Origin of the sequence: Vibrio nigripulchritudo (assembly GCF_027924785.1) — a bacterium.
GTDB lineage: Bacteria > Pseudomonadota > Gammaproteobacteria > Enterobacterales > Vibrionaceae > Vibrio > Vibrio nigripulchritudo.
Map to the genome: position 1 here is coordinate 1,000,024 of NZ_AP027050.1, position 22,302 is coordinate 1,022,325.

The window sequence follows — 22,302 nt, forward strand, 5'->3', positions numbered from 1 at the left end:
CGCCAGAATGTCTGTTCTGGCGCAGCCCACCCATTCAAGGACGCAAATAAGGCGAGGAATGCCAATGGAACAACATGCTGCGGTCCCTCATTTAAAGGTCGAAGGCATCCGAAAATCATTCGGGAGTGTCGAGGCGCTTAAAAACGTGCATTTTGAAGTGCAGCGAGGGGAAGTCATGGCGCTGGTTGGAGACAACGGCGCAGGGAAATCTACGCTGATGAAGACACTCGCGGGTGCCTACATCGCCGATCAAGGTCAGTTTTTTGTCGATGGTGAGAAGGTGGCAGTGGATTCGCCCCAGAGTGCGAATCAGCTTGGCATTCAGATCGTCTATCAGGATTTGGCACTGTGTGAAAATCTCGATGTTGCGGCGAATTTGTCTCTGGGTAGTGAACCTGTTGTAAACAGCGGCTGGCTGAACTGGCTTCCAAGATCGCTTCGCCCGCTTGATCACCTTGAAATGGAAAAGAAAGCGTTACAGGCAGTCGGGCAGCTTCAGGTTAAAACGCTTAAGTCGGTGCGCTCCAAAGTGGAGGTTTTGTCTGGCGGTCAGCGTCAGGCTATTGCCATTGCTCGCGCTGTGGGTGCGGATTCCAGTGTGGTATTGCTGGATGAACCGACAGCCGCTCTCGGTGTGGCTCAGACCAGACAAGTTTTGGATGTGGTCAAACGCCTGCGTGAAACGAATCATGCGGTGGTATACATCTCCCACAACCTTGCCGACATCTTTGAAGTGTGTGACCGGATTACCGTGATGCGCCATGGTGAGAACATTGGTGTCTACAACACCGAAGAAACCACCCCAGATGAAATCGTCGTAGCGATGACTCGCGGTCATGAAGAAGAGGTGAAGCATGTCAGTTAATTCCACATCATCCGCCAGCTCTTCAAGCACCAATGCTTCAACCAAAGTTAGCCAACCAAGAAGTGGGAGCAACTCGCCAGCAAAAAGTGTGAATTGGTTTGAGAGGATTAGAAACTCAAGGTTTGGCAATTTCGTCCCCGTTCTATTTGCGTTGTTTGCGATATGGACCTATTTCGGCATAACAGAACCTGCATTTCTCAGTGCGCGAAACTTCTACTTCCTATTTATGCAGAGTTCCGTGGTCGGGATATTAGCCGTTGGCATTACGGTGTTGCTGCTCCTTGGGGATATTGATTTGTCCGTAGCGGCTACCGCTGGGGTATGCGCAGCAATATTGGCTGTGCTTACCACCAACATGGGTGTACCAGCGCCGTTGGCATGCCTTGTTGCGATTGGAGCGGGCGTATTGCTGAGTATGTTTCAGGGCAGTCTGGTTGCCTATATCGGAATCCCCTCATTTGTCGTGACCCTCGCTGGTCTGCTCGGTTTTCAGGGGCTGATGCTTAAGATTCTGGGCATTCACGGCGCTATTAATGTGCGCGATCCGTTCATTCGGGGCATCACCACCACAAGTTTACCTGACTGGCTGGGCTGGGCGTTGGTAGTAGCGGGCATTCTTCTTATGGTGCTTATGGCAACAAGGGAATATCGACTAAGGCTGCAAATGGGGCTTGAACAGGATTCGGTGTCTGGTATCGCGGGCAAAGTGCTCTTCTTTGCTGTACTCGCCGGAGCAGCGGTGATGACTTTGAACAGCTACAAAGGCGTGCCTTTAGTGGTGTTGATTCTATTCGGTGTGACCCTTCTTTTTGCCTGGATTACCACTTCCACCCCTTTTGGTCGCGCCCTGTTTGCAGTCGGCGGCAACCCTGAGTCTGCTCGAAGAGTAGGGATCTCGCTCAACCAAATCAAAATTGCAGCATTTGCGATTACAGGTTTGATGGCTGCACTGGGTGGAATTATAGGGGCGTCTCGCTATGCGTCGGTATCTTTCAATGCTTTTGCCGGAGGTCCACTTCTGCTTGACGCCATTGGTGCAGCCGTTATTGGCGGAACATCGCTATTCGGCGGTCGCGGCAGTGTTTGGAATGCCATTTTGGGTGCATTGGTGATTGGTTCGCTTGGAAATGGTTTGGATCTTTCAGGTGCCAGTGCTGCCGACAAATTGATGTTCTCCGGTGCGATTCTGTTGATTGCGGTTTCGATTGATGCGCTTTCAAGGAAAACGGGTAAAGCGTGAGTACTAAATGAACATGGACAAAGATCATAAGGAACAATGACGATGAAAACTTACTCTTTAAAGTCAATCAGTAAGCCCGTCTCGGCGATTGGTCTGGGGACGATGATTTTCCATCCAGACACCAAAAAGCGAGATTTCAGTTTGCTCAATGCTTTCGTCGATAACGGTGGCACCTACATCGATACTGCCGAAGTGTATGGCGCGGTGGAAGAGCACGGTTACTCTGAAATGGTGATTGGCGACTGGTTAGAAGCCAACCCCGAAATACGAGAAAATATTGTGCTGGCGACCAAGGGGCTGATCACAGGCTATTGTGCGCCGCTTCATCCGGGTGGGGCAAAGGTCAACCCAGAATCCGTTCATCGTGCGATTGATGGATCACTTGAACGGTTGAAAACCGACTATCTGGATATCTGGATGTTCCATCGTGATGATTTAAGTCAGCCCGTTGGTCCACTGGTTGATGCGCTGGACGAAGAAGTGAAGAAAGGGCGAATTCGTGCTTATGGTGCATCTAACTGGAGCACTGAACGTATTCAGGAAGCAATAGATTACGCTCGTGCCAACGGCAAAGCGGAAATGATGAGCTCGAGCCCGCACTTTTCGCTGGCTAAAGCTAACGAACCCTTCTGGCCAGAAACGGTTGTCGCTTCAGAAAAGGACAAACAGTGGTTTACTCAAAATGACTTTCCACTGGTGGCGTGGTCAGCATTAGGGCGCGGTTTTTTTGCCAAAGGCGACCGTCAGGACACCAGCGATGAAGATTTGGTTCGGGTGTTCTATTCCGATGACAACTTCGAACGCAAAGAAAGAGCCACCGAGCTTGCCCAACATAAGAATCTCAATATGTTCGAGATGGCGTTGGCGTATGTATTGAACCAGCCATTCCCGGTGATTGCCCTCAATGGGGCAGAAACACCCGAACAGGTGAAAACCTCACTTCATGCGGCGTCGTTAACCCTGACACAAGCGGAAGTGGACTGGCTGGATCTCACTTCAGACAACAAACCGTTTTAGGAGACCGCAATGAGTACTTTACCCATGTACATCGGTGGCGAGTTGGTGAATTCAGGCAGTACATTTGATGTGATCAACCCCGCGACCGAACAGGTTTCTGGGGTAATAGCCAAAGCTTCGGCAAGTGATGCGAATCGTGCGTTAGAGGCGGCGCAGGCGGCTTTCCCAAGCTGGTCAAATACAACGATTGCAGAGCGTGTGTCCTGGATGAACAAACTTCGCGATGCCGTCATAGAAAATGAAACAGAGCTTCGCGAAGCGATTCAGATCGAAATGGGAAAAAACTGGGCGGGCACAAAAGAAGACTATGAATCTCTGGTCAATAGCCTACAGTTTTATGCCGAAGAGATATCGCGCTTCAGAACCGATTCCTTGGTCGATAAAGAAGGAACACATACCCATCTACTTGTTCACGAACCTGTCGGGGTAGTCGCAGCGTTTCTGGCGTGGAATTTTCCTCTGCTGAATCTGGCGTTCAAAATCGGTCCGGCGATGGCGTCTGGCTGCCCAATTGTGATTAAGCCTTCGCTCAAGTCGCCCATTTCAGCCTATCTGGTCGGCAAACTGTGCCATGACATTGGTTTACCAAAAGGTGTCGTGAATATCGTTTGCGGCGATGATGCCGAAGTAGGAGACGCTTTGTCGTCATCCACCATTCCATCCATGCTGACGTTGATTGGCTCCATTGCCACCGGGCAGCACATCATGAAAACCGGTGCCACATCCATCAAGCGTTATTCCATGGAATTAGGCGGCAATGCTCCAGTGTTAGTGTTTGCCGATTCTGATCTGGATTTGGCAGCAGACATTGTCTGTGCTGTGAAATTTGGCAACTGCGGACAGATTTGTGTCACGCCCAACCGTGTGTTTGTTCAGAAAAGTGTGGCGAAGGAATTTACCCACAAAGTGGTAGAGCGAGCAAAGGCGGTAAAAGTGGGTTTTGGCATTCAAAGTGATTTGGAAATGGGACCCCTTATTGACGAAATTGCATGGAATCGTGTTGATAGTCTGGTGAAGGATTCTGTGGAAAACGGCGCTGCACTTTTGTATGGCGGTCAGAAGCCTGAAGGCGTCGAACAAGGGTATTTCTATATGCCAACGGTGCTTTCAAACCTCGATACCAGTATGCGAATTTATAAGGAAGAGATCTTTGGACCGGTTGTCTCACTCTATGAGTTTGAAAATGAAGCGGAAGTACTGGATCATGCTAATGACACCGAAGCAGGCTTAACGGCGTATGTGTTCACACAGAACCAGGCGAAAGCCGAGCGGTGCGCAAACCAGCTGCGATTTGGAGAAATCCAGATCAATGGTGTGAAGTATGGTATCGACTTGCCCCATGGAGGGATCAAACAGTCGGGTATCGGATGCGATTGCTCGCACTTAGCACTGCACGATTACTTAGCAGTGAAACGAATTACGCGGGCATTGAATTAAGGAAGATTCAGAATGACCAAAGAAACCGCCAGTGTGATTGCTATGGATTGGGGATCCACCATGCTACGTGCTTACTTACTCAGTGAGCAGGGCAATGTGATGGCTGAAAAAAGCTTCCCTTGGGGTGTACTTCAGCGCCCTAAGAATGAAGGCAAAACGCTGTCTTTTGAGCAAGTTTTTTATGCGGCGGTAGACGACTGGATCATGGCATATCCGGCATTGCATGTGTATTTAACGGGCATGGTTACCAGCAAAATTGGCTGGGTGGAAGTGCCTTATGTCGATGCCCCTTGCGGTATCGAAGACATCCATGCGGGTGGTCATTCTCTTCTTACTAAAGACTGTCAGTTAGTCCATCTAATTCCCGGAGTCTGTTTCCACGGCAGGCAAATAGACCTGATGCGTGGAGAAGAGACTCAACTTCTGCCTTTTCTTAACAGCTGGGAGCGCACTTACGACGGTTGGGTCATCCTACCTGGTACCCATTCCAAATGGGTGCTAATCCAAAACCTTCAAATCAGTGAGTTCCAAACGTATATGACAGGTGAGCTGTACTCCCTTCTGAAAAAGCATTCAATCCTGAATGCGGGTGGTGCAGATATTCAAAATGACATGGATATCGATACCTTTTTACAGGGTGTAGATGCCGCTTTGAACGGGTCAGGCATTATGTCTGAGCTGTTTTCCTGTCGTAGTGCGGTGCTGTTTGGTGAAGTCAAAGGGGAGCTGCGATTTTCTTATCTCTCCGGTTTATTGATTGGTTCAGAAGTGAAAGAAGCCAAGCAGGCATTAGGTGGTCTTCCAACAGAAATTTCTTTGATTGGTGAGGAGTCGTTGTGCGATTTGTATCGAATCGCTCTGCGTTACTTCAAGCCAGAAGCTCTGGTCACGCAGTACAACAATACGGCGGCTCGGGGCATTTGGGAGATGCATTCATGGATTCAAGCCAACAAGTAGGGGCATTAAACGGCACACTGAGTGATTGTGGTTTGGTAGCGATTCTTCGAGGGGTAAAACCAGAAGAAGTCGAGAGTTATGGCGAGGTGCTAGTCGAAGGTGGTATTCATTTGATCGAAGTGCCAATGAATTCGCCACAGCCACTAAACAGCATACAAAAACTGGCGATGCGTTTTGGCAGGCAAAGTCTGATTGGCGCAGGAACGGTGATGTCGAAACAACAAATCGACGAGGTGAGCAAGGTTGGCGGGAAGCTGATTGTCATGCCCCATACCGATGAAGCTTTAATTCGTTACGCCTTGAGCAAAGAGCTGATACCGATTCCCGGTGTAGCAACACCATCGGAAGCGTTCAAAGCCATTTACGCAGGCGCTTATGTACTCAAGTTGTTTCCGGCAGAAGAGGTCTTAGCTACGGGATTAAAGGCATGGAAAGCCGTGATCCCTCCCAATATCAAAATACTGCCAGTAGGCGGAATCACACCTGAAACGATGGCGCCATTTATGAAAGCCGGGGCAGAGGGGTTTGGCTTAGGAAGTCGGTTATATCGACCGGGAATTTCACTCAGCGAGTTTTCTCAAAACGTAGAAGCGTTTGTTTCGCAATGGCAAAAGCTGAGTGCACAAGGAAGTTAATGAGGTCGCCATGAAAATTACACAGGTGAAGAGTTACGTACTGCAATATGACCTTGAAGAAGAACTGGGTTACTCGCAACAGTATTACACCAAACGCACTGCCCACATCATTGAGATAAAAACCGACAATGGACTGGTGGGATACGGAGAGGCATTTGGCGGTGGGGGAGTTGCACTGGCCAATCAAACCATTGTTGAAAAGGTGATCGCTCCGATGATCATCGGCATGAACCCGCTGGATAACGAAGTGATATGGCACAAGGTATACAACTTACTTCGAGATCATGGTCAGAAAGGTATGCCGCTGCAATCGTTATCGGGCGTCGATATTGCACTTTGGGACATCAAAGGTAAATTTTACCAACAACCCATTTATCAGCTACTTGGTGGCGCTTTCCGTGAAACGATCCCGGTTTACGGATATGGGATGATGTTGCAACGCGTTCCTGATTTGAAAGAGCGATTTGCCAAAGAAAGCGCGGACATTGCGTCAAAAGGCTTCAAATCCATGAAGATGAAAATCGGCTTAGGTGTGTCTCAAGATGTTGAGTTAGTTGAAGCGGTAAGAGATTCCATTGGCGATGACATAGAAATTATGGTCGATGCCAATCACGCGTACACAACCCGAGAAGCGTTGCCATTGGGCAGAGAGCTTGAACGGCTTGGTGTGAGTTGGTTTGAAGAACCCGTTGCCCCTGAAGACAAGCAGGGGTATCGGGATTTGTGTACTCATCTGGATATGTGCATTGCCGGTGGGGAAGCGGAATTTTCACGCTGGGGGTTTCGTGATTTGGTTGAGCACAAATGTGTGGATCTGCTTCAGCCTGAAACCTGTGCACTGGGTGGGATCACGGAATACCAGAAAGTACTGTCTATGGCGCATAGTCATTTCGTGCCTGTCGTGAACCATGTTTGGGGATCCGCAATTGCGGTAGCCACCAATATTCATCTGCTGGCTTCAATGCCACATTTACCGGGTGGTGCTCATCCCGTTCAGCCGATGCTGGAATACGATACAACACCAAATTTATTCCGGGAAAATTTGCTGGTTGAATCTCTGGATGTGCAAAATCAGGTCGCTCAAAACGGTGGATTTATCACCTTACCAACCGGGCATGGGCTGGGAGTAGAACCAGATATGTCGTTTGTGCAGCAATATCAGGTCAACTAACGACAAAAGCCTTGAAAGATTGACTTAATTGGAATGATAATGGTTATCAATAAGATTTAGTCCAATTGAGTCGATCATGAAAGAGTCTACCTTTTTATACCAAGCCTTCTATCAGGCGGAAGATCGCTTTTTGTTTCATACTGAAGAAAACGGTTTTGAACATGAAGTGGTGTTTGGCTATATACAGGCAAGCCTGAATTTAGCGTCTTGGTATGGGGAAGGTTCAGAATTTGCCAACCCTCTGCTGGAAGAGTTGTTTCTTCGTAGAGTGTATTACAACCTACTGCAAGCCATTAACGACGCCACCAACTGTCGGGTTCTTCGACAAATCTGTTTAGATCAAATTCACGGACCACTCATTGCCCTAAAACGGCATTACTGCCACTCATCAGCAGGCTACGAACGTTTCTTAACGCTACAACAAGACCTGCGAGACATCCAATACATCAATGATCTATAAAGGAAATAGAATGACTACGTACCGTATAGAAAAAGACAGCATGGGCGAAGTGCAAGTACCGGAAGCAGCACTATATCAAGCACAGACCCAACGAGCGGTAGACAATTTTCCAATCAGCGGCATTACAATGCCAGCAAAATTTATTCAGGCTTTGGCTTTCGTAAAGCAAGCCGCAGCCAAGGCGAACGCTGAACTGAACTTGCTAGAACAGGACATTGCAGACGCAATCTCCGAGTCTTGCCAGGAAATCATTGATGGTCAGCACATCGAACAATTCCCAGTTGATGTATTCCAGACGGGTTCTGGTACCAGTTCTAACATGAACGCCAACGAAGTGATCGCAACTCTGGCTTCCCAAAAAGCAGGTAAAGCAGTCAATCCAAACGATCATGTAAACATGGGGCAGAGCAGTAACGATGTGGTTCCAACGGCAATTGCTGTCAGCGCAGCATTGGCAGCGGAAAACCAACTGGTGCCTGCACTGAAATACCTGAGCGACAAAACAGAAGAGAAAGCCAAAACCCTAGAGCACGTCGTGAAAACAGGTCGTACTCACCTGATGGATGCAATGCCAGTTACGTTGGCACAAGAACTTCGTGGCTGGAAATTCCAAATCGATTCCGCCATCAACGGTATTCAAGAAACGCTACCGCGTGTGAAAGCACTAGCGCAAGGCGGTACAGCAGTAGGCACTGGTATCAATGCTGTGGCAGAATTCTCTGGTTTATTTGCTAAACATATTTCAGCTTCAACGGGCGTGTCTTTCCACCCGAGTGAAAACTTCTTCTACAACATGTCTAGCCAAGACGCGATCGTCAGCCTATCAGGTCAGCTTAAGACAGGTGCGGTTGCTATCATGAAAATCGCTAACGATCTTCGCTGGATGAACTCAGGGCCTCTAGCAGGTCTGGGCGAAATCGAACTGCAAGCGCTTCAGCCAGGTTCTTCCATTATGCCGGGTAAGGTTAACCCTGTGATTCCAGAAGCGGCAGCGATGGTCGCGGCGCAAGTGATTGGTAATGACACCACTATTACCATTGGTGGTCAGTCTGGTAACTTCCAGTTGAACGTAATGCTGCCTGTGATTGGTTTGAACATCATTCAAAGCATCGAGCTATTGGCTAACGCTTCTACGCAATTGGCAGATAAAGCTGTGTCCACATTTGCAGTTCGCGAAGACAACCTGCAAGTGGCGCTGGCTAAGAACCCAATCCTAGTGACGGCACTAAACCCAGTGATTGGTTACCTGAAAGCGGCAGAAGTTGCAAAGAAAGCGTACAAAGAACAGCGCGCCATTATCGACGTAGCAGAAGAAGAAACGGATCTAAGCCGCGAGGAACTAGAAAAACTGCTTGATCCAGCGAAACTGACGCAAGGTGGTATCGCGCAGTAATTACATAACGTATCTGATATAAAAATGGACGCTCCGGCGTCCATTTTTTTTGTACATTGAAAGACCAAGATTACATTCAAATTTATTCCCTGGAAAAATAAAAGTCATCAATCTTGTTATTTAAATAACGTTACCTATTTATATTAACTATCCATTGAAAAGTACAACCAAATTTCTGGAAAGTGCATTTATTAAAAATCGAGTATCATTTCTTCACTCTTAATTTATGGATGTTATTTACGGAACAAACTGTTCCTGGTAATAAAATTACTCGCCAATAATAATAAGCTGTAGTCTTTATTGATTGAGAATTAAAACCATTTAAATACAATAGGTTGTGCGTGTTTGCTTAACATTTAAACAAAGATTTTCTGGCTGTTTAGAAGTTTATTTACTTGATTTTTATAATTTTAAAATATTTCAAGTCGTGTTTTAATGGGTTATATTTGTATTTTATAAAATGAGATCTTAATTCTAATAGTAAAATCGTAAATATAGATTCTATTATTTTCATGATACATGTTATGTCGCTTTTCACTTCGGCTATCTTGTCGTCGGTAAAGCTGTCTAATCCAATAAGTATTATTTAGGAAATTTTATGATAGTTAATCAACATAACAATTCAGCTAGGCTTGGGGCGTTATCGAGTGCGATTTTGGCTTCGTTTTTATCGTTCGGTGTTAACGCAAATGTAAGTACGGTCTCGATAAGTCCTATCGTAGTCAATCCTTTTGGTGAATCAAAACAAGGGATTTGCGAGACGTACAATGCGCGAGTCAAAGTTGCGAACGCTCAGTTAAGAAATTTAGAGTTGGGACAAATAGAATCTCAAAATACGTGTACACATGTTCCTTTGAGCCGAGGGCAAATCGAAGTTTCACTACAGCCTTTTACGTACGGTGTTTTCGCTAGGACAGGACCAGCTTGGATTGGTGTGGAAGAGAAAGTCGACATAACCCACGAGTTAGAGCTGATCATGCTATCAGGAGGTGGCGAAACTCACTATGTGGTGTACACCACTGGCGGGGCCCAACTTAGGGAGCAACGTTTTTTCTGCAACGGCGAGGGTAGACATTGCGATCTTACACCAGTGTCTAACAACAGCGATTCGAGTGGGACCCCAGATATTGTCGCTAGCTGGAATGCTTGGGGAGTGAATCAACTCAACAATGTGTTTAATAACGTCAAAACACAAATCCAAACAGTTGACGCGAGAAATAACCCTTCAGTGCCCGGTGGGAATGGCAATTCACGTTATTGGCGCTTAGATGACTATTTCCCTAAGACAAGTACCCAAAATAAAACACTGGATATCGCAAAATCGACAAGTATCTCGTTTGGTGTAGAAGGCAGCACTGGGAAAGAAGCGTCGGTGAACTTTGCAGTCGGTTATGAAAGTGGGTTTTCAACGGAAGAAACTGTCATGACGGTGCACGGAACGGAGCTAACATCAGACACGGGCTCTAGTTCCGAATTCAAACTAAACGTACATGCGATATGGCCGCTTCCTCGTTTTAACTCTGAGGTGTCTACTGGGTCGAGTAGCCTCGTTGATAATCGAATCGGTCAATCGGCTTGGCGTGACATTGATTTTAGTTCATTTACTGTTTGGCGCGAGACGGTCAATCAAGGTAACTGTAATCCTGATGAAGGCTTACGAAACCAGATATTCCGACATACGTTGAGCATGGACCGTGGTCAGTATGATGCAGATAGCAACAGCAACGTGTTAACGGTCGTTGAAGGTGCTACTTCGTTAGAGCGTAGCTACGCGACCTATTCGGCAGCGAAGAACTTTACTGTCGGAACGAAGTGTGTGGCTGGTAAATCAGGAAAGTGGTACCGAGTACATGAAACTGGAACGCTAAATAGATAAATTATAACAGGACAAAAATTATGAAAATGAAATCAATATTGGCTTTAACCGTTTCAACGTTTCTTTCTGTCTCTGCATTGGCGAAGCCCGTTCATGTTTTAGTGGAGAATGTCACGAACTCACCGCTGGATTTGATAACGGAAATGGTCAACATGGAAGGACCTGTTGAGGCAACATCGGGTGAGCGAGCACTCTATGCTTCGGAAAACCATCAGGTTGCAGTACTTGATTCAAGTATTGTTCTTCAACAGGGTTCTTCTTTAGAAAAAGAACGTTTCAACGGAGCGAAAGCCATCGTAATTGTTGGATCGCCAAAAGATAATATGCAGGTATCTCAAGCACTGCTTGGTTATGGTGTTGAGGATGACTATATTGTTATCACGGGTGTTGATGAACCTAAAAATATAGCGCTGACCTATTTTACCAAGGTAGACACCGCGAGCGATGCAGAAACAGCAAAAGCGTTAATCAAAGCCGCAATTAAGTAACATCGATATTAACGTGACTTAATGACAAAGCAGAAAGAGGGGAGTCTTTCTGCTTTTCATTTTTTCAAACTGCTTTTTATAAGAGCAATGATTTTATGTCTTGATATGTTTGCCATCAAAATAGGCGCTCATAACTCACCTAACGTTTCCCTTCGCTTTTACACATCAGGATTTTTTCTTTAACCAATTTAGTCATGGCTGCTTTCGGCGCTTCATTATAAATTCTTGGGTCATTGATGTTGGGGTCTTCGTTGAATGCATTTTTTAAAGAATCTGCAAACGCGATTTTTAACTCAGTTGCGACGTTGACTTTAGCAACACCGAGAGAAATGCAGCGCTGTACATCAGCAACGCTGATACCGGACGCACCATGCAATACCAAAGGAATATCAATAAGCTCTGCTATTCTTGCAAGGCGTTCAAAATCTAATCGTGGTTCATCTTTGTAAAGCCCATGCGCCGTACCTATGGCGATAGCAAGTGAGTCTATGTTGGTCTGTTCCACCAGCTTAACGGCGTCTTCTGGGTTGGTGTACGGGTCGGCAACGGATTCAACTATCAAATCGTCTTCCTGCCCGACAAGCTGACCAATTTCAGCTTCCACACAGCAACCATACGCGTGGCAGATTTTGACGGTTTCTTTGGTAAGGGCGATGTTCTCTTCCAGTGGCAATGCACTCCCGTCTATCATGGCGGAGCGAATGCCAAGCTGAACCTTGCGCTCAATGTCCGAAATATCATGATGATGGTCTAAATGAACCACAACCCGCATGTTGCGTTCAAATGCGGCAGCGTTGACCATATGTACGAGTTCGCGAGCACCGCCGTACTGATAAGTTCCGGGTGTACCCGCCAAAATGACTGGGGAATCCAGCTCTTTCGCTGCGTCTAAAATGACCTGAACCGTTTCCAGGTTATGAAAGTTAAACGCAGGAACGGCAAATCCCTCCTTTCTGGCTTTTGTTAACCAATAATTGCTGTTTATGATGTTGTTCATTAACCTAAATTCTCCTCAGACGCCGCTTAAGTAACGGGCTTGTACTTCATTAAAACAACTACTTCTGATAGCAAGCAGCGCTGTATATTTCGGTTATTTCCATGACTTTATCGATCACGATTTCCTTTGGATGGTTGGTTAACTTCCCCGCAGAAATTTTTTGGCTTTGATTGGGCAGATATTGGCTGAGCAAAGTTGGGGGAGGCGGGTTACTTTCCAGATTACGGAATAGTTTTCCCACCGCTTTCTTTACCTTTTCATTTGGCCAGTAGTAACGGATCCGATCGCTCAAGCTGTAGTGCTTGTCTATTTGCTGAAATTTGCCGGATTTTTCGTAGTAGCGAGCCCAGTAGCTTGGATCCTCATCCATTGCCAGCTCAATGGCATGTTTCAGGTCAGAGGTTACTTCGGAATCGACCCATTCACGTTCAATGCAATCGAGTGCAAATAAGGCTTCTCTCAGAGCAAAGGTTAGTGCAGGTCCTACCTTTAGAATCGCAAAATGGTCTTTGACCAGCTGTGAATACGCACCATTGCATTGGTAATCCGTTGAATGCGCTTCGTAAACCAGAGTTTGGTATTTCTCAATCATGTCACTCAGCGGCTTGGCTTTGGACGGCTGATAATGGACGACTTTGTGATGATCGAATTCGACTCCAGGCTGCACAACCAGCCCAATGACCCGTTCCCAGACGTCGGCTAACCCCCATTGCTCAAAACGCGTTTTGTGAATCTGAATGGTCCTTTCCGCTGCTTTTTCATTGGTGACTTCCAATGCATCGTCTATGTCTTCTTTTGCACCGCCGGGCTCAGGGACTTCGGTTCCTATGATGTAAACAGGAGCGGGACCTCCGCATGATCGCCAGGTTTTTTCTGCAACTTCACAAAGCTGAGCAGCTCGTGATGCGATGGTCTCATCACTCAATGGGACAGGGTCACCCGAACAGGGCATCGAACAGTCGAGATGAATTTTTCGAAACCCAGCTTCTACATAGCTTTCTATCAAATCTTCGGATTTTTGCATTGCAGAATCGGCGGTTTCGTTTTGCCAGCAGTTTGGTCCTAAATGATCACCACCAAGCAAAACCTGAGACTCTGGAACCGACAATGACTTGGCTAGAGAAAACACCAGCTCTTTGAAGTCTTGAGGTGTCATACCAGTGTAGCCACCAAACTGATTCACCTGGTTAGATGTGGCCTCTATTAGTACCGGTCTGGCATCAGCTAGGCTTTGACGGAGTGCGGCTTCCAACACCAATGGGTGTGCTGAACAAACCGAATAAATTCCGACTTTTGTACCTGCCTTATGTTGAGCCACCATATCCAGTAAAATTTGCACTTACTTTCCTTTCGAAATCTTTCTTTATTGTGTTTTATGAAAATAAAGGAAAGAAATGTGAAAAAATTTCGCCTCGATCACATTGATCGAAATATGAGCATAAAATCCATATAAAGGTGACTTTGATCTCATTATTGAAGTGATTTTGTGAGGTTTATGGGTATTTTTACTTTTTATATTGACAAATAAGTAGATAAAGTTGATCGAAATCTAACTTACGTAAACTTTCTTTTGCTTTTTAAATGTTGTTGTGATGTTTTGGTAAACGATAAGTTTAACAAGAGGCGTTATGCACATATTCAATTCTGTGCGTAATATCAAAGTAGGGCTGATTCATTGTTTCGGACCTCTCTGCTTTTTGTTCAAACAAATAGCCGGTGACTCATGTCAGCAGAGCTTGGCGTCTGGTCATCACAAGCGATACAAGGAAAGTAAAATGAAAAGTATAAAATTTTTAATTGCTTCAATGGCTGCCATGTCTGCATTTTCAATGAATGCCCATGCGGCTAATGAATCAACAGTTTGTGCCTCTCTTCTAACGCAATCACACCCATTTTATATTGCGTTGGCAAAAGGTCTGAAAGCTGGTGCGACTGAAAATAACGTGGATTTAAAAGTTTCTATTGCTAACCAGGACTTAGCAAAACAAATTAACGACATCGAAGACTGCATTATCAAAAATGTCGACGCAATCATCATTTCTCCGGTGGATTCCAAAGGTGTCCGTGGACCTTTGAAGAAAGCCGAGCGTGCAAACATTCCGGTTATTACCGTCGATATCGGTGCAGAAAACAGCAAAGTGGTCTCGCATGTTGCAACAGATAACTACGGTGGTGGGGTAGAGGCAGGAAAACTTGCTGTCAAACACCTGAACAGTAAAGGCACCGTTGTTATGCTGTCTTACCCTGGAATCTCCTCAGTTGAAGACCGATTACGCGGTTTCCGTGATGCTGTTGCCGACACTGACATCAAGATTGTCGCGGTTCAGCCAGGTAAAACACGCGAAGAGTCCCTGACTTCAACTATTAACATGCTTCAGGCAAACCCTGAAACAGACCTTATCTTTGCCTTTGGTGACGACATGATGATCGGTGCCGGGCTTGCCGTTACCAAGCAAAAATCTGATGCGGTGGTGATTGGGTTTGATGGCATGCCTGAAGGCATTAAAGCGGTGGATGATAATGCTCACCTGATTGGTGTTGTAAAACAAGACGCCGATACCATGGGCAGAAAGGCAATCAAAGCAACGGTAGATCATCTGGCTGGTAAATCTGTTGATGCCGAATATCCGATCGTACCTGTTCTATATACGGGTAAATAGCACGCGGTAACTGAACGACTTGAGTGCTCTGTGCTCAAGTTGTTCGGGTGAGATTTTATGTCGGATAGTAATATGCAGAATGTTGTTTTAGAAACCCACGACTTAAGCAAGCATTTTGGCGCGGTTAAAGCGGTAGATGGGCTTTCTATTAAGTTGTCTCCAGGTCGTGTTCATACCATTTTGGGTGAAAACGGATGTGGAAAATCCACCACATTGAAAATGCTGGCGGGTGTCCATTCGCCAACGCGTGGTCACATTATCAAAAAAGGTGAGACGGTGACGTTTAAGTCGCCACTGGATTCACGTGAGCATGGCATTGCCATCATTTTTCAGGAGCTTTCCCTATGTAACAACCTGAGTGTTGCAGAAAACATATACGCCAACAATGAGCCTTCCAAATATGGTGTGATCAACGATACCGAGATGATCAGTTCAACCAAGGCGCTACTCGACAAGTACAAGATTCCTATTTCGCCAGTTATCAGAGTGAGTTCTTTATCTATGGCACAACGGCAATTGGTCGAAATTGCAAAAGGGCTAAGTTACTCGTCAGAAGTGGTGATTTTTGACGAACCTTCTTCCTCACTTTCCGATTCCGAGGTGGAAATCCTTTTCAACATCATTGAAGAGCTTAAATCGGAAGGCAAAGCCATTGTGTACGTCAGCCATAAAATGGCGGAGATCATGCGAATTTCTGACGACATCACTGTTATGCGAGATGGCTTGTACATCGATACCGTAAAGAAAGACGAAACCAATATAGATTCCCTGATCACCATGATGGTCGGGCGAGAAATGAATGACATTTACCCACCCAAGGTTCCAGATGCACAAATAGGCGAGGTTCCCATTTTGAGGGTTCGCTCGCTTACCAATCCCTCGTACTTTCAAGAAGTAAGCTTCGATGTTAAGCCGGGAGAAGTGGTTGGCTTCTTTGGGTTGGTCGGGGCAGGTCGTTCCGATGTCATGAACGCCATATTTGGCATGTTGCCCTATGAGGGAAACATTGAAGTTAATGACGTATCCATTGATATCGATAGCCCCAGCAAAGCGATAAAAAACGGCATCGCTTTCGTTACTGAAAACCGAAAAGAAGAGGGCTTGGTGCTTGACCACAGTGTTCATATCAACTGTAACCTGACGAGCTTTGAAAAAGTGGCAGTAGCAGGCATTCGGAATGAAAGTGAAGAGCAACGCATCACCGATACCAGCATTCGTAAAATGCGGGTAAAAGTCCACGATTCTGAGCAGGAAGTGGGCTCGTTAAGTGGTGGAAATCAGCAAAAAGTTGTGCTGGCAAAATGGTTAGAGCAACAGCCCAAAATCCTGATTCTGGATGAGCCAACCCGGGGTGTAGACGTTGGTGCCAAATACGAAATTTACAATATTATCCGTGACCTTACCGCTCTCGGAACGGCAGTGATTTTGGTGTCTTCTGAATTGCCGGAAGCGCTCAACATGAGTGACAGGTTACTGGTGATGAGGAATAAAAGAATCGTGAAAGAGCTCGATACAAAAGGGCTTTCCCAAGACAAAGTAATGGTATACGCAACAGGAGTGGATTCCGATGATTAAAGCGTTTTTCAAGGAGTATGGCGGTATTCTTGGTGGGCTTGTTTTATTGATGATCGTCTCTTCTTTCTTGTCTGAGTACTTTCTCACAGTCAATAACTTAACCAACATTGTTTTGCAGACTTCCATTGTTGCGATTGTTGCCTTTGGAATGACGTACGCCATTTTGCTTGCTGGTATCGACTTGTCTGTGGGTTCGATTGTCGCATTGACCGGGCTGGTGCTGGTGGTGGGCTTAACCTATGGTTTGCCTTTCTCTTTGATGCTGCCTGTTGCGCTTGGTGTTTCCGTATTGTGTGGGTTTGCGAATGGATTTATTACCACATGGCTTGGTGTGCATCCTTTCATCGTCACCATGAGCTTTATGGGAATCTGGCGTGGTGCTGCGATGCTAACCAGTGACGGTCAGGCGATCTCTCTGTACGACAATGCCCCTTTTGAGTACGTGTTTAACGGATATTTTCTTGGCATTCCGTTTCCCATTGTCATTCTTATCGCCATGATTGCGTTGAACCATTTCCTACTGTCGAAAACCACATTTGGACGCAAAGTTTACATCGTTGGGGGCAACCCGGAAGCGGCAGCGTATTCAGGCATTAACGTGTCCAAAACCACCATCTATTCCTACATGATCACTGGCTTAATGGCGGGGATTGGCGGAGTGATGCTCGCATCCCGAATGTTTTCCGCTCAGCCAACCTCTGCCAATGGCATGGAGCTGGATGCCATTGCAGCCTGTGTGCTTGGCGGCACTTCATTGACGGGGGGGCGAGGCACCATTATCGGCACACTCATTGGTGCGCTCATCATTGCTGTTCTCAGCAACGTTATGAGCCTGATGAATGTCGACTTTTTTGTGTCTCTGATCGTTAAGGGCATCGTGATTCTCATTGCTGTCGGTATCGACGTGTACAAAAACAAGAAAGGATGAGCATGAAGATTGTAACCATAGGCGAAATCGTGGTTGAGATAATGGCCACGGAAGTCGACCAGGCTTTATCTGAAACCGGAACGTTTACTGGACCATATCCCAGTGGTGCGCCTGCCATTTTTATTGATCAGGTGGCGAAGCTGGGTGTGGACTGCGCAATCATTTCAGCCGTCGGCAATGATGGATTTGGTCGCATTAATCTCGACAGACTGAAGCAAGACGGCGTCGATGTGTCGGGTATTTCAGTACTGGATCAAGAAACGACGGGCTCAGCGTTTGTTACTTATCATGCGGATGGCAGCCGCGACTTCATCTTCAACATCAAGAATGCGGCGTGTGGAAAGCTTAATCTGGACAACGCCAATTTAAGCGTGCTCGAACAATGTACTCATCTCCACATCATGGGCTCCTCTTTGTTTAACAAGGATATTGCGTCTTTGACCACCAAAGCGATAGAAATTGTGAAAGGCAATCAGGGTTCTGTGTCATTTGATCCTAATATTAGAAAGGAGCTATTGGATGCCTCGATGAAACGCTCACTGATCGAAATTTTGAAAGTGACCGATATTTTTATGCCAAGTGAAGCGGAAATCACGTCTTTATCCGAAAGCAATAATCTCGAAAATGCGATAAATGAGTATTTTAATGTCTATGGTGTCAGTGAAATTGTGCTCAAGCAGGGCGAAAAAGGTGCAAAAGTATTCACACGGACACACACGTTCGAGCAGAAAGCTTTTCCCGTTGAAGAAGTAGACCCGACAGGCGCAGGTGATTGTTTTGGCGGCGCTTATGTTGCATTTCGATTGCAGAGTAAGCCAATTGAGGAGTCTTTAAGGCTAGCTACAGAATGTGGTTCTCGTTCAGTAACGGTGTCTGGCCCGATGGAGGGAACATCGCGGTTAGATGAATTGTCAGGCAAATAACGTTGAGTGATCGATATACCCCTTAAGAGTAAGGCCTCTAGGCAAGGCTCGAAATTTGTTATAAAAATATAGCCTCCTTACGAAGTAGATAGAGGGTAGCTTCAAAATATGAGTCAAACCAGTAAAAGACGAGAAAGTATACTGAACAGACTGAATCTAAATGGCAGTGTGTCGGTGGGTGAGCTTTCAGAATTACACGATGTTAGCTTGGTCACCATAAGGAACGATCTCGACTATCTGGATGAAAAAGGCTTATTAATTCGCTCTCATGGTGGAGCGATTCGCAACCAATCTTCTCTTGCTGAGTCATCGAATAAAATCAAACTCACGCATCATGCGCCAGAAAAAATGATAATCGCTAAGGAAGCGGTCAAACAGATCGAACCTAAAGATGCCATTATTCTGGGCGCTGGCACCACCACTGAATACATTGCGAAGTTGATCGCAGAGGAAAGCGATCTGACGGTTATGACCAACGGGCTGAATATTGTCACGGCGCTTTCTGCATCCCCAGGTTTAGATGTGATGATTACAGGCGGAACTTTACGTTGTGACAGCCAGTCTTTTTATGGACCTCAAGCCGAAGCGAGCTTAAAAGACTACCATTTCGATAAAATTTTCGTTGGTGTCGATGGAATACACATGGACCATGGTATTACGACACACAGTGAACACGAAGCGCGCCTTTATCGATTTATGTGTGAGTCGATAAAGAAAACCATCGTTGTGACGGACTCAAGTAAATTCGGTAAGGTCAGTGTTTATAAAGTGATCCCTTGTAGCACTGTCGATGTTCTGATCACAGACAGTGGCATTTCAGAAGAACACAAACAGTCTCTTATCGATCAAAACGTTGAAGTTATAATCGTTTAGGATCGCTTCAACCAAAATACCTCGCTACCTCTTAAACCCTGAACGCAGTGCTGAACGAACAGTTTGGCACTGCCAACCCTTCAGGGTTCAAACATTCATTTTCTTTTCTGGCTCAAAATTGATACTTACTGAAAGTATTGCGTATGAAGGGTCGAATTCGCCGAATAAAAGTCGGACACTGATTGTGCTGCTCAGAAAACTTATTGCGCCTTAGGTGAAATAATTCGCGTTCCTAGTTGTTAGGAAAATTGGGTAGTTCTGTAGCAAACAGGGAAAGTTTGAATACGGAGACAGTAGTTCCGATAGAGCGAGGTTAGGTACGGTATGAAGTACCTCTCAAAGTACCACCGAAATAATTTTTTGCTTCTCAGCGTGATCATCGCGTTGATAGATATCCTCTTTGTGCTTGTCAGCATTAACTCAGCCAGACAATCTCTGAATAACTCAATCGAAGAGCAAGCCATTCAAATCAAACAGAGCTATCAAACCGTTCTGGAGCAGGCTGCGACGGACATGAGTTTAATGGGTACGTTTATCGCCGGCGACGAACGTGTGAATCACATTCTGAAAGAGCGCTGGAAAGCCGAACAACGTGGGGAAATTGATCACACTATCGATGAGTTTTTGCGGCAAAGGCTCATGAATCATATGATGCCTGCGTGGCAGATGATTCAGGATGAGTTTTACATCAAGTCGCTGCAAATATTCCTTCCTCCTGATTCCAATTCTTTTCTGCGTTTACAACAACCCTCTCGGTTCGATGATTCTGTCGTCGGTATTCGAAACACAGTCAGTCAGGTTCTGGCGACAGGGGATTCAATTTCAGGTTACGAAATCGGGCGTACCAGTGCCGCTCTTCGTTCTGTCGTTCCCGTGACAAGTGATGAAGACGATGCTGTAGTGGCAGCTTTAGATCTGGGCACCCCATTAAGCAATCTGCTTCAAAAGCTTGAAAGCAATATCGGTATTGGCAGTGGGGTGACGTTGAGAACATCCGCTCTGGCTCAGTCGATGTGGATCGAGTTTCAAGAGGATTACCACCGCTTACCTTATGTTGAAAAGTGCCTGTGCGTTATCGAATACCAGTCTGAGCCCATTTTCAGTGGCATGATTCGTCAAATAACCGAATCAGGGATGATTAAACCCGATTATCGATTTGATGTGATTCAGTACGAAGGCAGACCCTACAATGTGGTTCAGTTACCCATTGTCGACTATCAGAATGAGATGAGTGGTCTAAATGAAGAAGTGGGGAAAGTGTTCTTCTGGAAAGATGCGACACCTTTGCACCAGCAGTATCAGGCATCGGTTCACAAAACCATTGGGTGGGGCATTTTAGGGTACATTTTTGCCGAAATCATTATTCTTTGGGCATTCGTGGCGAGCATCAAGAACCTGGAGCTGGAGATCACGGGTCATACAGAGAACCTTGAAGAGAGCCAGAACAACTTGATTGAAGCCCAGCGCATTGCCAATATTGGTAGCTGGTCTCTGAATATGGAAACCGAGTCCCTTTATTGGTCAGAACAGATTTACCATATATTCGAGCTGGATCCTGAAGAGTACGAACCTTCCTATCAGCTGTTTCTCGACATGATACACCCAGAAGATCGAGTCAAAGTGGACCGCGCATTCAGAGAATCTTTAGAGAACAATACGCCATTTTACGTTAGCCACCGCCTTCAGATGGCGGATGGTCGAATCAAGCATGTCATCGAAGAAGGTAAAACGCTATTTGATTCAGACGGCAAAGCCGACGTCACTGTGGGCGCGGTACGAGATATTACCGATACCTATCTGGCACAGGAGAAGGAAAAGCTGGCGGCAAGTGTTTTTCAACATGCCAACGAAGGCATATTCATCTGTAACGAAAAGCTGGATGTGATCGAAGTGAATGAAGCCTGCTACATGATTACAGGAGTGAGCTCAGACGACTCCCGTGAATTCAATCTGCTGGAATATCAGAATCGCTTTATGAATCAGGAGCAGTTCTCAGATATGCGCTCGTCTTTAGTCCGAACCGGTGAATGGAATGGGGAAGTGTGGTTGAAGCGAACTAGTGGGGAAGAAGTCGCCCTGGATCTTAACATCAGTTCAATTCGCAACGAACATGGGAAAGTCACGCATTACGTCGGATTGTTTTCCGATATCACGATCAAGAAGAAACACGAAGAGCGCCTCAATTACATTGCGCATTTCGATTCCTTAACGGGTTTGCCTAACCGTATTCTGCTTACCGACCGTCTGACTCAGGCAATGCTGCAGACAGAACGAAGTAAGCAATACATAGCCATTCTGTTTCTGGATTTGGATGGGTTTAAGAAGATCAACGACAACTACGGACATCAGGTCGGCGATTTGATGCTTGAACACGTTTCAGAACAATTTACCAATACCATCCGTGCTGGTGACACAGTCGCTCGATTTGGTGGCGATGAGTTTGTATTCGTTATCCAGAACGTTGCCCGACCTTGTGCTTATGATATTCCCATCAGCAGAGTCCTTGAGGCGGTCGCCGTCCCTATGGTTCACGAAGGGCACACGCTGCATGTCTCTGCCAGTATTGGAATCACTTTTTATCCGCAGCCAGGTAAGAAACTGGGCGCTGATGAACTGTTTATTCAAGCGGATACTGCCATGTATAAAGCCAAAGCTGCCGGCAAAAACGGATTCAGGATATTCGACGAAAATTGTGTCCAGGAATCGTGAACCTAGGCATTTCGTGCTAGTGGTATGTCCGAAATGATCGGGTATTCGTCGTTGTGGACAGGATAGGTTCATAGCATACTCCTAATAGAGCGAAAACA

General features: G+C 46.0%; 19 protein-coding genes. 17 read left to right on the forward strand and 2 right to left on the reverse strand.

All coding sequences use genetic code 11. The annotated features are described in order from the left end of the window. The first annotated feature begins 64 nt into the window (after positions 1-64). From QMG91_RS22895 to QMG91_RS22945, 11 genes are all read left to right on the forward strand, one after another. Complete coding sequence (locus tag QMG91_RS22895) at positions 65-865, forward strand: ATP-binding cassette domain-containing protein (RefSeq protein ID WP_281832495.1); 801 nt, start codon at positions 65-67, stop codon at positions 863-865. Beyond that, positions 855-2,105: a sugar ABC transporter permease gene (locus tag QMG91_RS22900; RefSeq protein ID WP_281832498.1), complete on the forward strand. Its 1,251-nt coding sequence runs from the start codon at positions 855-857 to the stop codon at positions 2,103-2,105. The genes QMG91_RS22895 and QMG91_RS22900 overlap by 11 nt, the downstream gene beginning before the upstream one ends. 42 nt (positions 2,106-2,147) lie before the next feature. Further along, positions 2,148-3,122 carry an aldo/keto reductase gene (locus QMG91_RS22905; RefSeq protein WP_281832501.1) on the forward strand — a complete coding sequence of 325 codons (975 nt, stop codon included), beginning with the start codon at positions 2,148-2,150 and terminating at the stop codon, positions 3,120-3,122. Positions 3,123-3,131: 9 nt separating this feature from the next. Beyond that, positions 3,132-4,559, forward strand: coding sequence for an NAD-dependent succinate-semialdehyde dehydrogenase (locus QMG91_RS22910; RefSeq protein ID WP_281832503.1), 1,428 nt, complete (start codon positions 3,132-3,134; stop codon positions 4,557-4,559). A gap of 12 nt (positions 4,560-4,571) precedes the next feature. Next, on the forward strand, positions 4,572-5,516 hold the full coding sequence (locus tag QMG91_RS22915; protein WP_281832505.1) for a 2-dehydro-3-deoxygalactonokinase: 945 nt from the start codon (positions 4,572-4,574) through the stop codon (positions 5,514-5,516). Further along, positions 5,495-6,151 carry a 2-dehydro-3-deoxy-6-phosphogalactonate aldolase gene (locus QMG91_RS22920; protein WP_281832507.1) on the forward strand — a complete coding sequence of 219 codons (657 nt, stop codon included), beginning with the start codon at positions 5,495-5,497 and terminating at the stop codon, positions 6,149-6,151. Before QMG91_RS22915 ends, QMG91_RS22920 begins: the two co-directional genes overlap by 22 nt. Positions 6,152-6,161: 10 nt before the next feature. After that, positions 6,162-7,322: a mandelate racemase/muconate lactonizing enzyme family protein gene (locus QMG91_RS22925; protein WP_281832510.1), complete on the forward strand. Its 1,161-nt coding sequence runs from the start codon at positions 6,162-6,164 to the stop codon at positions 7,320-7,322. 76 nt (positions 7,323-7,398) lie between these two features. Then, entirely contained in the window at positions 7,399-7,782 is a 384-nt protein-coding gene (locus QMG91_RS22930) for a hypothetical protein (RefSeq protein ID WP_004401213.1), read from the forward strand. Between the two features lie 10 nt (positions 7,783-7,792). Beyond that, entirely contained in the window at positions 7,793-9,175 is a 1,383-nt protein-coding gene (locus QMG91_RS22935) for a class II fumarate hydratase (RefSeq protein WP_281832513.1), read from the forward strand. A gap of 598 nt (positions 9,176-9,773) precedes the next feature. Beyond that, positions 9,774-11,051 (forward strand): hypothetical protein, encoded by a 1,278-nt coding sequence (locus tag QMG91_RS22940; RefSeq protein WP_281832515.1) that lies wholly within the window; start codon positions 9,774-9,776, stop codon positions 11,049-11,051. Between the two features lie 20 nt (positions 11,052-11,071). Then, a complete protein-coding gene (locus QMG91_RS22945; RefSeq protein WP_281832517.1) occupies positions 11,072-11,539 on the forward strand; it encodes a hypothetical protein in 468 nt (155 codons plus the stop codon). Positions 11,540-11,678: 139 nt separating this feature from the next. Here the strand turns inward: QMG91_RS22945 and gatY are convergent, their stop codons facing one another. Together gatY and QMG91_RS22955 are read right to left on the reverse strand one after the other, a co-directional pair. Continuing rightward, complete coding sequence (gene gatY / locus QMG91_RS22950) at positions 11,679-12,536, reverse strand: tagatose-bisphosphate aldolase subunit GatY (RefSeq protein ID WP_281832519.1); 858 nt, start codon at positions 12,534-12,536, stop codon at positions 11,679-11,681. A 58-nt stretch (positions 12,537-12,594) separates the two neighbouring features. After that, complete coding sequence (locus tag QMG91_RS22955) at positions 12,595-13,875, reverse strand: D-tagatose-bisphosphate aldolase, class II, non-catalytic subunit (protein ID WP_281832522.1); 1,281 nt, start codon at positions 13,873-13,875, stop codon at positions 12,595-12,597. A 436-nt stretch (positions 13,876-14,311) separates the two neighbouring features. On the opposite strand from QMG91_RS22955, the gene QMG91_RS22960 reads away from it, so the two are divergent. The 6 genes from QMG91_RS22960 (at position 14,312) to QMG91_RS22985 (ending at position 22,204) form a co-directional block, all read left to right on the forward strand. Further along, a complete protein-coding gene (locus QMG91_RS22960; protein ID WP_022601391.1) occupies positions 14,312-15,196 on the forward strand; it encodes a substrate-binding domain-containing protein in 885 nt (294 codons plus the stop codon). Positions 15,197-15,253: 57 nt separating this feature from the next. Next, the gene (locus QMG91_RS22965; protein ID WP_281832526.1) at positions 15,254-16,771 is read left to right on the forward strand and encodes a sugar ABC transporter ATP-binding protein; all 1,518 of its coding nucleotides are present in this window, start codon (positions 15,254-15,256) and stop codon (positions 16,769-16,771) included. Next, a complete protein-coding gene (locus QMG91_RS22970; protein WP_022561336.1) occupies positions 16,764-17,699 on the forward strand; it encodes an ABC transporter permease in 936 nt (311 codons plus the stop codon). The genes QMG91_RS22965 and QMG91_RS22970 overlap by 8 nt, the downstream gene beginning before the upstream one ends. 2 nt (positions 17,700-17,701) lie before the next feature. Further along, positions 17,702-18,622 (forward strand): sugar kinase, encoded by a 921-nt coding sequence (locus QMG91_RS22975; protein WP_281832532.1) that lies wholly within the window; start codon positions 17,702-17,704, stop codon positions 18,620-18,622. A 108-nt stretch (positions 18,623-18,730) separates the two neighbouring features. After that, positions 18,731-19,495, forward strand: a complete 765-nt coding sequence (agaR, locus tag QMG91_RS22980) for a transcriptional repressor AgaR (RefSeq protein WP_281832535.1) — start codon at positions 18,731-18,733, stop codon at positions 19,493-19,495. Positions 19,496-19,819: 324 nt separating this feature from the next. Next, the gene (locus QMG91_RS22985; protein ID WP_004399611.1) at positions 19,820-22,204 is read left to right on the forward strand and encodes a diguanylate cyclase domain-containing protein; all 2,385 of its coding nucleotides are present in this window, start codon (positions 19,820-19,822) and stop codon (positions 22,202-22,204) included. The last annotated feature ends 98 nt before the right edge of the window (positions 22,205-22,302 follow it).